The sequence below is a fragment of the Gemella sp. 27098_8_149 genome (genome assembly GCF_041433745.1).
Classification (GTDB): domain Bacteria; phylum Bacillota; class Bacilli; order Staphylococcales; family Gemellaceae; genus Gemella.
The window spans coordinates 1-12,455 of record NZ_JAPWCB010000029.1 but is presented as its reverse complement, the minus strand read 5'-3'; the positions used below and the strand labels follow the sequence as shown (position 1 = coordinate 12,455).

The 12,455-nt window shown below is 35.7% G+C and carries 3 protein-coding genes; all 3 read left to right on the top strand.

Going from position 1 to position 12,455, the window contains the following annotated elements; translation table 11 throughout:
* The coding region (locus O3801_RS08305) for a mucin-binding protein (protein WP_371454653.1) at nucleotides 1–996 on the top strand (996 nt) is incomplete at its 5' end.
* Nucleotides 997–1,229: 233 nt separating this feature from the next.
* Nucleotides 1,230–4,460, top strand: a complete 3,231-nt coding sequence (locus tag O3801_RS08300; RefSeq protein WP_371454652.1) for an SIALI-17 repeat-containing surface protein — start codon at nucleotides 1,230–1,232, stop codon at nucleotides 4,458–4,460.
* 656 nt (nucleotides 4,461–5,116) lie between these two features.
* Nucleotides 5,117–12,455, top strand: a 7,339-nt coding sequence (locus O3801_RS08295) for a mucin-binding protein (protein WP_371454651.1), incomplete at its 3' end; no start/stop codon positions are given.

Genomic DNA, 12,455 nt, shown 5'->3' with positions numbered 1-12,455 from the left:
AAAGATTTAGGTTTAATAACAGAAGTTAAACGTAACATCACTTATATTTATGAAAATGGACCAAAAGCAGGACAAGAAGCAAGCGCACCAGTTAACCAAACAGTTCGCTTTACAAGAACTGCAGAAATCAACAGTAGAACAGGTGAAGTGGTGTACACAAGCGAGTGGACTCCAGAACAAAAACTGCCTCAAGTAGTATCACCAGAAATCAAAGATTACACTGTAGACAAAGCTAAGGTAGATGAATTACCAGTAACACATGAATCAAAAGATTCAGAGGATGTTGTTAAGTATTCTCAAGTTTCATCAGTAACTAAACGTGATTACGCTAAAGATAAAAAAGGAACAGTTGTCGTTAAATTCGTAGATATTAATGAAAACATCCTTGTTGATGATGTAGTAGCTAAAAATAATGTAATTGTATCTGAAGCGACAACTACAATCACAGGAGACAAAGAAGAAACTACATACAAAGCTACAGGGGAAGATTACGCTGTAGCAGCACCTGAGACTATCCAGATAGATGGAGTAACGTTTAAACTGAAACGTGTTCTTCCAGCTGGTGATAAATTCAAAAATACTGTAGATGAAAAAGGACTGGTTAAAGAAGGGGTAACTACTATTGTTTACCAATATGTAATGCTACTGGATACTCCAACCCCAGCGCCTAAACCAGAGCCGAAGCCTGAACCACAACCAGCCCCAGCACCTAAACCAGAGCCGAAGCCTGAACCACAACCAACCCCAGCGCCTAAACCAGAGCCGAAGCCTGAACCACAACCAACCCCGGCACCTAAACCAGAGCCGAAGCCTGAACCACAACCGACACCAAAAGTACCTGAAAAAGAAGTTGAACCAGTGAAACCTGTAGTAACTGCACAGGTGAAACGTTTAGCGAATACAGGTAGCGAAACATCTAATGCAGCAGCATTAGGGTTTGGAGCATTAATCGCAGGAATAGCGTTAGCGGTAAGAAAACGCCAAAAAGAAAAATAATAAGTTTAAAAGATGATTGATTTCATCGTAAAACTAAAGAACGTCCTTGGATGAAAATCCGGGGGCGTTTTTATATTTTATATTTTAAAATAAGATTCATGATTATTTGATAAAAATTATTTAATGTGTTAAAATTGGAAGCGTATAAATAGTTATTCACAAAGTGATTAAAATTTAATTTTAGCTATTTTGTGTAATAAAAATAAATGGATTGAACGAAAAAGGGGAAAATTATGTTTAAAAACATCAGAAAAGAGAAATTTTCATTAAGAAAATACAAAGATGGAAGAACAGATTCAAAATTAATTGGAGCGGTAACGATTCTAGGTATAGCGATGTTAGCTGGAGGTGGAACCGCATCTGCTAATGTAAGTTCAGGTGGGAAAAATGAAACGACGCTTGTGAGTGAGTTTGAAAAAGTCCCATCAACTGCTAAGACGACTTTCACAGATGATCAAAATCCTGCGAAACAAGTGACTGTTGATGTGGTAGCTGATATAAGGTATAACAAACCGACTAAAGCGAATAAAAACACAGGGGATGCGGATGGTACAGATTCTGTAAAATTCGAATCTAATGCAACGGTTAATTACCTATTGGAAGATGATAATTCAGAGTTACAAGATTCAAAAAAAGTAGCTGGAGAAGAAGGAACGGTATCGACACCTTATGATAAAAAAGGAATTGCGTATGATACTGATGGGAAAGATTATCGCGAATCAACTGTAGAAAAAACAGGTACAGCTATAGATGAAGATACAGGTAAAGAAGAGGTAATTAAGGCTAATAATAAAGAATACAAATGGATTCGCTCTGAAGTAGTAGGTGCGAATAAAGCAACTTATGGAAAAACTAAATTCAATGATATAGAAGCTCCGGTATCGCCAGAAGGAATGCACAATAATCTAGGAGAAATTAACTACGGAAAAATTACAGGAAAAGTGTATTTAGTAGAAGAAACTTCAGATGGACATTACGGGAAATTCGTGGAAGCTAACGGAGTAACTAGTGATGAAGATGCAGTTGCGAAATGGAAAAATGGTCAAGCAACTGCTAAAGATTTCACTAAAGAAAATGTAACTCTTAAAGAAGGCGATACAGTTCTTGTGATGGATCGTGATACATATGCTCACGGTAGTGGTACAAGAACTGTTAATAAAGTGGAATATAGAAGAGAAAAAATCGCCGCAAAGCCAGAGTACAATAAAAATGAAACGTATGTCAGAGGTGAAGGTGTTCAGGGGTATCCTTCTTATGCATTTTGGGATCAACCGCTAACTGGGGAGTATACAACGATAGGAGAGGATAAAATCTTCGGAACAGCAGATGATGGTAAGGTTACATTTAATAATGAGACTACTTTATTTTACTCAAATAGTTCAAAAAGTTATCCTCCTGGTATAACTGATCCGAAAGTTCATGATTTTAGAAAAGAATCTTTAAGAGAAATTCTAGAGGTTATGCATTCTGAGGTGTACAGCATATTAGACTATTTCAGTCAAAATTCAAAAAGTGATGCGGAAAAACAAGCTATTCAAGCGAAAAAAACTAAGCTTGATGAGAATATCGCTAGTACAATAGAGATGATTAAACAAAATAACATCGATATAGCGGTGGAGTCAGACCGTGGAATTATGTTTTTCCAACAAAATAAAGAAGCTCTTAAAAACTTAAGAACGCATATTGAAGAAGGGCAAAATGTATTAAACGATTTATCGGTTCTAGTGAACTCTACTCAAAGAATTGTTGATATGTATGACAATCATGAAAATGTGACAGAAACGAAGAATGATTATTTAAAATTCAGTTTTGACAGAGGGATACGAGAAGGTTATATACTTTCTTACCATAAAGATGCAGAACCAGAACATTACAGTAATTGGGAAAAAGTGTATCCTGAAGTAGAAACAAGAGAAGACTCTGTTTATGCAAATAAAGGTGCTGTGACAATCTCTGATGATTTGAGTAATATTAATGTCGTTAATAATAATTCAACTACTAATGAGACTGAATTTACTAAGAGGGATATAACAACTAAAGAAGAAACGAATTACAAAGTTAAAGAGATTATTACTCCGATTCGTGCTTATAAAGTAGTGGGTGAAGGAGAATCTGTAGTTAATCATTATTACAGATTATCTACAAAACTATCTGATGTACCTGTGAAAATTGAAAATACAAAAGTAGGATCTGTTGATGTAAACTATGAATCTGAATCAGGAGAAATCTTAAAAGCATCGGAAGTGGTTGCGTCAAATGTACCTTATGAAAAAGTGAAAACATACGATGTTCTTTCAGGTTCTACAAAAGTAGGTGAAGAGAAAGTTACAGAAAAATTAGAGCCTACGTATGATGCGACTGAAAAAAGATATAAAACAATCTTAGGTGATAAAACAGGGTTTACTTATGAATATGTAGGAATAAAAGAAGGATCTGCACCTGAAGAAGGAATAATCAACAAAGAAAAAACACAAGTAACTTACATTTATCGTTTAGTGAGTAAAGAAGATCCTAAGCCTACAGAAAAAGAAGTAGTAGGTTCTGTAGTAGTTAAGTATGTTGATGCAGAAGGAAATGAAATCAAACCAGCAGAAACATTGGTGAAGGATGCAATTTTAAGAACAACTTACACATATACTACAAAATCAGGAGATAAGGTAGTATCGACTAGAGAAGTAGTTAAAGATTGGCCTGTACAAGACTACAATACAAAAGAAAAATTAGTTGAAAAAGTAACTACTACAGAAGGAAAAACTTATAGATATCATGGAGTTTATCCAACTTCGGCTAAATTTAACAATGTAACTGCAGAAACAGGAAAAGTAGTAGAAGGTGTGACGACAATAGTCTATCAATATGATTACGATGTTCCTGTAAAACCAAGTTGGAAAGTTCCATCAGATGCACCGACATTAGAGGTTCCAGAGTATGAAGGAGGAGTCTCACCAGTAGAGCCACCAGTATTAGAAGTACCGGAATATGAAGGAGGGGTGTCACCAGTAGAACCGCCTGTATTAGAGGTGCCGAAATATGAAGGAGGGGCGACACCGATAGAACCACCAGTATTAGAAGTACCAAAATTTGAAGGAGGAGTCTCACCGATAGAACCTCCGGTGTTAGAGGTACCGGAATACAAAGGAGGAATGTCATCAGCTAAACCTCCGGTATTGGAAGTGCCAGAATATGAAGGAGGAGCTGCATCAGATAGACCCGCGATATTAGAAGTACCTGAGTACAAGGGGGCAGTTATCGAATCAATACCGAATCCTAAAGATCAACTTCAAAAACTACCAACTGTAAAAGATCTTGAAGAGCGTATTGTTACAATAAGTGCTGTGAATAGAAAAAAATCAGAAAAACTACCGAATACTGGAGCTGATTCGTCAAATGTTGCAACATTAGGATTTATGACGATGTTAGCTGCTTTAGGATTGAGTGTAGGTAAACGCCGAAAAGAAAAATAAGTTTAAACTATATTGTGTAGTTTGAAAATATGAAAATAACTCAAAATCAAATTTCAAAAGAGGTTTGTTTTGGGTTATTTTTCTACGTTAAACCATTGTTATAGCTGTAAAACTAGGAGGTATAAAATTGTCGATTTAATAAATAATTAGATATTTTCTCATGACATAAGTGTCAATGTGTATTTTTTTTTTTTTTTATTTTTTTTATCGCGATAAAACGCGTAATGGTGGGGTTTTCTGCTGATTTTATATTTTAGATTTACATAAATTTTATTGCTAGTAAATTTTCAAAAAATATAAAAGTATAAGTATTATTTTATTTTTTTATTATTGTAAATTTTTTTTCATTTCAAGGCTATAAAAAAACGGTAAAATAATTGATAAAATTGACGTATTATTATAAAATAGTAATATGAAACAATACTGTCAAACACTATGTTTTGTAACATTTTTGTAACATTTAATGGTTATTTAGTAAGTTTCGTTATTATGAAAAAATATTTATTAAAAATCTTACATATTATTAAATAAATAAATTGTTGAATTTGTGAAAATTATGGAGAAATTTTAACCAAATTTAAGGTTGATTTTGTAATATGGTAAGATACAGTCATTATGATTTTATTTTATTTAATTTTAAGAAGAAGGAGAAAATAATGTTCAGTAAAAATAATACAAAAATGAACAGCACGAAGCAATCTGAAAAGATTAACCAGTATGGAATTAAGAAATTCAATGCTGGTACTGCATCTGTATTGATCGCTTCTGGTTTCTTATTCCTTGGTGGTGCGGCTCAAGCAGCGGATACTACTAAGCAAGAAACACCAGTAGAAACTACTGCTAAAGACAAATCTACCGAAAAAGTAGAGACGCCTAAAGCAGAAGTAGCTGAGAAAACAGCTGAAAAAACAGCTGAAAGCACAGTTGTTAAAACTAGTGCCGTTAAAACAAAACTACAAGAGAAGATTAATAAATTAAACGATTTATTTGTAACTCTTGCAGGGAAAGACCTATCAGAAACTCAACAAAAATTAACTGTTGATGCTGCGATAGAACTTAATAAGGCTAAAGACCTTATCGTTGATGAAAATGCAACTCAAGCACAAGTAGATGCACAAACAGTTACATTAGAAAACTCAATCAGCTTCCTTAACAAATCTCTAGAAGCTAAAAAAGTCGAAGACAAAAAAGCTGAAGATAAAAAAGAAGCTAAATCAGAAGAAAAATCTGATAAAAAAGAAACTAAATCAGCAAAAGAAGAATTAGAAAAAACTATTTCTGAAGCAAAAGTTATTAACCAAACTGCGACTGCATTTGCTGAAAAATCAGTAAAAGAAGAATCTAAAAAAGCTGAAATCAAAGCAGCGGTAGCAACAGCAGAAAAACAAATAGCTAAAGCTCTAGACGTATTCAACTCTGATTCATCAACTAAGAGCGATTCAGAAAGAGAACGTAAAGAATTAGAAAGAGCTATCGAAGCTGTATACGCAACAATGCAACGTGCAGGTCACCGTGGTAAGTTAGAAGGGTTATTAGCTGGAGAAACTACTACTAATACAGCAATAGTTCCACCAACGACAAAAACACCTGTAAAAAATATTAATGAATTAACAGATGAAGAAGTAGCAGCGGTTAAACGTGAAATCATGAATACTAACCCAAGCATTACGGATCCTTCTATGATTGATGTAGTAAAAAAAGGAAACGGAACTGCAGGTGGAGCAACTGTTACTTTAAATGGTGTTAGAACTGATATTGCTTCTGGAGATACTGTTGTTGGTACTGCAGGTACTAAAAACTTAGAGCAACTTAAGAACAACATTAACTGGTTTGACTTTGCAGCAGCATCGATCACATATCCTAACGGTACTGTAGTAGGACCTGCAAGAAAGTTAGCGCAACCAATAACTAGAACTGTAACTTATCCAAATGGAGATGTAGTAACTGGTAAAATTACAATGGTTCGTGATGTGACATATGCAGACGGCTCAAAAGGACTAACAACTGATGATAAATTCTTAAATTCAGGAACTGCAAAATATGTAGAACATCTATATTACACAGGTGGAGCTCAAAACGACCACGAACTTTATGAAGCTTTACAAGAAGGTATGAAATTCAACGTTAAAACTAAAGTTGAAGGATATGCTTTAACAGCAACAGTAATTAAATTGGGTTCAAAAGATGTAAAATCTGATCCTAATAAAACAGCTGCAGGCCCAGTGAATGCTGTACGTGATTATGGAGATTGGGGATCTGAGAGACAATTATCAAAAGCACAAGCTGAGGATAAACAATTTAAACAAAATGCAATAAATAATAAAACAACATTTGCTAATAACCCAGCTGTTTCGGTAAATGGTGTGGCATTAACACTACCAGAATATCCAACAGAAACATTTGCTAATACAGATGCTTATTATGCGAAAGCAGCTGCTTATCATAAAGCTGTTCAAGACTACAACAAAGCTATTGAAAGTCAAGGTTTAACAGCGACAAAACTTGCTGAAACTGGGTTCTCTTATGTTAATGTGAATGGTAAGGCTGTACCATCAGGATCAGCTAATCTTTATAAAAAAATTGGAGATCAAAGACATGCGGATGTCTTAATTACATCTCAAGATACTCAATGGTCATACTTAAGAAAAGCAGGACTTCCAACAACAAATCCAGATGGAAGTGAAATGCTTACTGCATTTACATCGTCTCGTGATGAATCTAACGTTGGTGTAACATTTTCTCTTTCTGCGACATATAATGGTCGTATTGTAGACGTAAACGTAATTGCGGCTGATGCTGAAGAAGCAGGGCGTACAGAAATTGTTCAATTTGAAACAGATGGAACGAAATGGGAACAATTCATGGCATTAAATCTTCAAAAAGATATTGATGATAAAACAGCTAAAGGAGTTTATCCAAGTAAAGAAAGTGATGTTAATGCTGACGGACGTCTTGCGCAAGCGGGATATAATCCAAAAGATTGGGTTAACTTAGACGAAAAAGGGAAACCTATTGCATACGGAACTAATACATTTGGAGCGAACTACACATCAATGGGATCTAAAAACTCATTACCTATCGCTCTTTCTCAAAACGTTAAAACATTATCGATGTACTTGAACTCTGCAGGAGCACAGGCAGGAACAATCGGATTCATGATTTATGATGGAGGAGATGCTCCGCAATCTTACGGATCAGCTCAACACATTATCGGGGATTTCAATAAAGAAGTTGAAAAAAATGGAGTTAAAACTCAGGTGACAGCTACTCAGCCATATTTAGGTAATGTTAAAGGAGATCCAGACTTCCGTTCAACAAAAACTGACCCTTCAGGTGGATGGGTACTTGATGACTTAATCACATCAGAAAAATATAAAGAGACACCATTAGAATCAGGAAAAACAGTTGTAACAACAGATAAGGGTGTAACAGGTACATACTTATTATTACCGAATGGTAATGCTGTAATTGAAAAAGAGGATCACACACGTGTACTTTTAAATCAAGGTGATGTTATTGAGATGGCGAACCCAGTATCTAAGCTTCCGATTCGTGGAGTTTATAACCACACAACAGGTGCTTTAGGTGAAGGTACTCTTGGAGATGAAGGAGAAAGCCAACTTCTTGATCCAGCGGTAGCAACTGAGTACAAATTACGTCAAGCCCAAGGTAATGAATATGTCCTTGAAGGTGTTCGTGCTAACCTAGGTGTTAATAATGATAAAGCTTATATCCGTGGATGGGTAGACTTCAACAACAACGGTAAATTTGATCTTAATGAATCTTCAGAAATCGTAGAAGTTAACCAAAATGGAACTTACAATATTAAATTCAAAAACACGCCACAATTACTAGATACTTCAGCAGATAGCTTAGGAGTACGTTTACGTATTTCATTAACAAAAGATGAGATTCTAGAACCAACAGGTGTGGCATCATCAGGGGAAGTAGAGGATTTCCAAACACATGTAGTTCACATGCCACGTGGTACTAGACATGAGACAAAAGATTATCAAGGTCGAGAACAAACAGTTACACTACCAACTAATGCGATGTTCATAGCTAATGGTAAAAATAAAGATTCTAAATTTACGAAATGGGCGCAAATTGAAAATGAGAATTTATCGCCGAAAATAGTTCTAACTGATAAGCAAGTCGCGTCAGAAGAAGCTATTGCTGATAAGTCTGGATTACCTGCAAATTATCGTGTAGACTCTACAGGCAAGGTTCATGTAGAACGAAATGGTGCCACTGTATATTCAGGAGAATATGTAATAGTAAAAGATAAAAGTAATAAAGTTTTGGGAAAAGGACTTAAAGTTACAAACCCATTAACTGGGAAAACAGAATATTTATTAAGTGAGTACACAGAATATGATACTGCAGGAAATGAAGTAGGTACATATAAAGTTAATCCTGCTAATGAAGGTAAAAATACTTCTGTAGGAAATGGATTATATGAAACTACATTAACATTTAAACCTAATAAGTCTTATGTGGGAACGGCGAAAGGTATTGCAGTACGTGCATGGGATGATAATAATAATTCAACTGGGTGGGAAGCTAATAATGATACAATTGAAGCTTCTAAAACATCTACTACACTAGCAGAAAAAGATAAGGTTCTTGAAAATACAAACAATGGAAATAATGGTTATAGAACAATGGATACTAGTTATATTCCAACTGTTATTGACGTGCGACCAATAGGTGAAGATACTACAACTACTGATGTTCAGGGCAAAAAACAAAGTGCTAGACCTCAAATCCCAGTATACGGAACAGTGGAAACTGAAACAGGAGATAAGATTACAGATTCTAGGTATGCTGATGAATTCGAAATCATAGATAAGAATAAGAGTATAAAATTAGCGGATACTTTAGAAAGTAATAAAACTTCATATGATAAAGATACTGAAGTAAGTAAGGCTACTACATTAACACTTGCTGATGGGAAGGTGGTAACATATACTCCTGATAAAGATAAATTACCAGCGCGTGCGAAAATTGCTGAAGATGCAGATGTGGTAGTAACAGGTACAGGTTCTGTTGTAGTAAATAATGTTCGACTTGTTACTGGAAAAACTATCCCAGCGGGAGCTAGTCCAGTTGATCCTCATCCTGTTACAGCAGACACGGTTGTTACTCTAGCTAACGGTACAGAGACTACTATTTCTGCCGGAGGAAGAATTCCAGCAGGAGCTAAACTTAAAAATCCATTAGTAACAACGGCGAATAATACATGGAATAATGTCATATATAATACAGGTGATACTATACCACGAGAATCAGGTAATAAAATTTCTACCCTAGCTAAAGAAACAACTATTAGTCAAATTGTAGGAAAAGGAGATGTTGTAAAAGTTGACGGTAAATATCGTGCAACTAACACGATTCCAGCGGGTACTAAAGTCAAGAGAATATTACCGTTAAATCAAGTTATATTACCAAGCGCAACACATCTTGATCCTACAACAGGAGCAATAACAGAGGTTCCACGTAGTTATGATCTGGCTAATACTAATGATTCTAAAGTAACAATCACAGGTGAAGGGGTATACGAACTTGTGAAAGATGCAAGTGGGAAACCAACAGGTGAAGTTACATTTACTCCAGAACCAGGATTTGTAGGAAGAGGAACAGGTGTAGATTTAGTACAACCAGATATAGACTATAATGATGTTGTAGCAAATGATAAAGTTACAGAAAAATATGGTACTGATTACGGTAGAGCAAAATACACACCAATAGTAACACCAGTTACAGAAGCGTCAATTACACGTACAATTCACTATGTGTATGAGAGTGATAATGATGCAACAGCTACTAGTCAAGCTTCTTATAAAAATAATGATCCAATTTTATCAATCAATAATGAACCAGTAACACGTTCTCAAACTCTAAACTATACTCGTACATATAAAATGTTTGATGAAGATGGTGTATTAGACCAACCGATGGTAACTGCGAATACAGTTAGAGATGTGAATGGTACAGAATACACAGCAGGAACGGAAATACCTAAAGGTACTAAATTCTCTCAAGGAACATTGATTATTTCCGATTGGAAACATGGAGAAAATAACGAAGAGATGAATAGTATAGTTTCTCCTACTGTAAAAGGTTATACAGCGAATGTTGTAACTTTAGAATACAATGCTCCAAATGCAACAGGAGAAATGGCTCATATTAAAGATACTAAGGAAATTGGTACTTATAAACCGATTGATAGAAATACAAAAGATGTCGGAACGTATAAACCAGCTTCTTCTGCAATAAGATCAGACGACAAAGATAACTTTGATATGTATGTTGTTTATAAAGCTGATACTCAAAAAGCTAAAGTAACATACATCGACTTAGACGCAACAGGTGATGCCCGTATTCTTGAAGTTCAAACAGCAGCAACTGCTCCTGCTACGGGTGCGGATGCGAAAACAACTTACGGGGTTACAACACTTCAAGGTAAATCTCATACGAAGATTCCTTACCTAACAGCTGACACAATCAAGAAATATGAAGACCTTGGTTATGAATTAGTAACTGATGACTACACAAATAATACTCAAGGTACAGCTATTGAAGGTGGACGTAAGTTCGATGACGATAAAGATGTAGACCAAGCGTTCAATGTTTACCTACGTCATAAAAAAGTTCTTCGTCAAATTAAAGATACTCAGGAAGTAACACGTACAATCGAATACAAATATGCAAGTACAGATGATGTACCGGCAGATAAACGTGGAACAACGGCTGCGCCAACAGTGACTGAAACACTTCACTTTGAACGTGACCGTACAATCGACTACACATTAGCTGCGAAAGAATATCCAACAGAATATGCTGCGTATAAAGCTGTGTTAGATAAGAGTGGATATGATTCAACAGAAGAATATAAAGCTCGTACAGTTTACTACGATCACATCACAAACAAAGCGATAGCTGCAGATGCAACAGCTGCTCAAAAAGCAATCGTTACATTTGGACCATGGACTCCGGTAGGTGGAACAGCTACTGGTGTAACGTTAACACCTGCAGAAGTAGCAAAAGACGATAAGTTCAACCTTGTTAACTCTCCAGAAGTGACTGGATATACTCCAGATAATGCTACTGTAGAAGCGACTGCAGCAATCGATGCAGAAGCAGATGACTACAAGATCACAGTGCTTTATACTCCAGTTGCTCAAAAAGCTGTAGTTAGATTCGTAGAAGTAGATCCTACTAATACGAATAAAGTAATTACTCCAGGTCTTGCAGATCCAATCGCAGTAACAGGTAAATCAGAAGCAGCTTACCCAGCTACAACAGCAACTTCAGTAACTGATAAGATTGCTGAGTTAGTTAAGAAAGGTTATGAACTTGTTGAAAATGGATTTGTATCAACAGATAAATTTGATAAAGATGCAGCAACTGATCAAGAATATGTTGTGAAATTCAAAGCTAAAGTAGTTGATATTCCATCATTTGATCCAACTAAACCAGCAAGTAATGATAACCCAAGACCAATTCCAGGTAAAACGCCAATCGATCCAAATAATCCAGATGGACCAAAATGGACTGAAGCACTAATCAACGCTGTAAAAGTACAAGAAGAAGTAACTCGTACAATCAAGTATGTATATGAAGATGGTACTCCAGTAGCAGAATCTGACTTAACAAGTGTAGCTGATAAGAAAGTTAAAACACTTAAATTCACTCGTCCTGGTAAGATTAATGTAGCGACAGGAGAAATCACATACGGAGACTGGTCAGCGAACCAAACATTCGAAGCAGTAACATCTCCAGTATTAGAGAAATACACAGCGGCAGTTGCAGGTGTAACTCCAACAGTTGCAGATGTACCAGCGAAAACTGTAGCGGCTACAGATAAAGACTTCGAAGAAGTAGTAGTCTACAAAACTAAATTAATCACAGTTGATCCAAAAGCTCCAAATTATAAAGAACCTAAGAAAGGTGAGCCAATTAATCCAAGTGATCCAAATGGACCAAAATGGA

Excerpts from the sequence above, each read along its gene's own strand:
- O3801_RS08300 (WP_371454652.1), top strand. The coding sequence starts at position 1,230 with ATGTTTAAAAACATCAGAAAAGAGAAATTTTCATTAAGAAAATACAAA.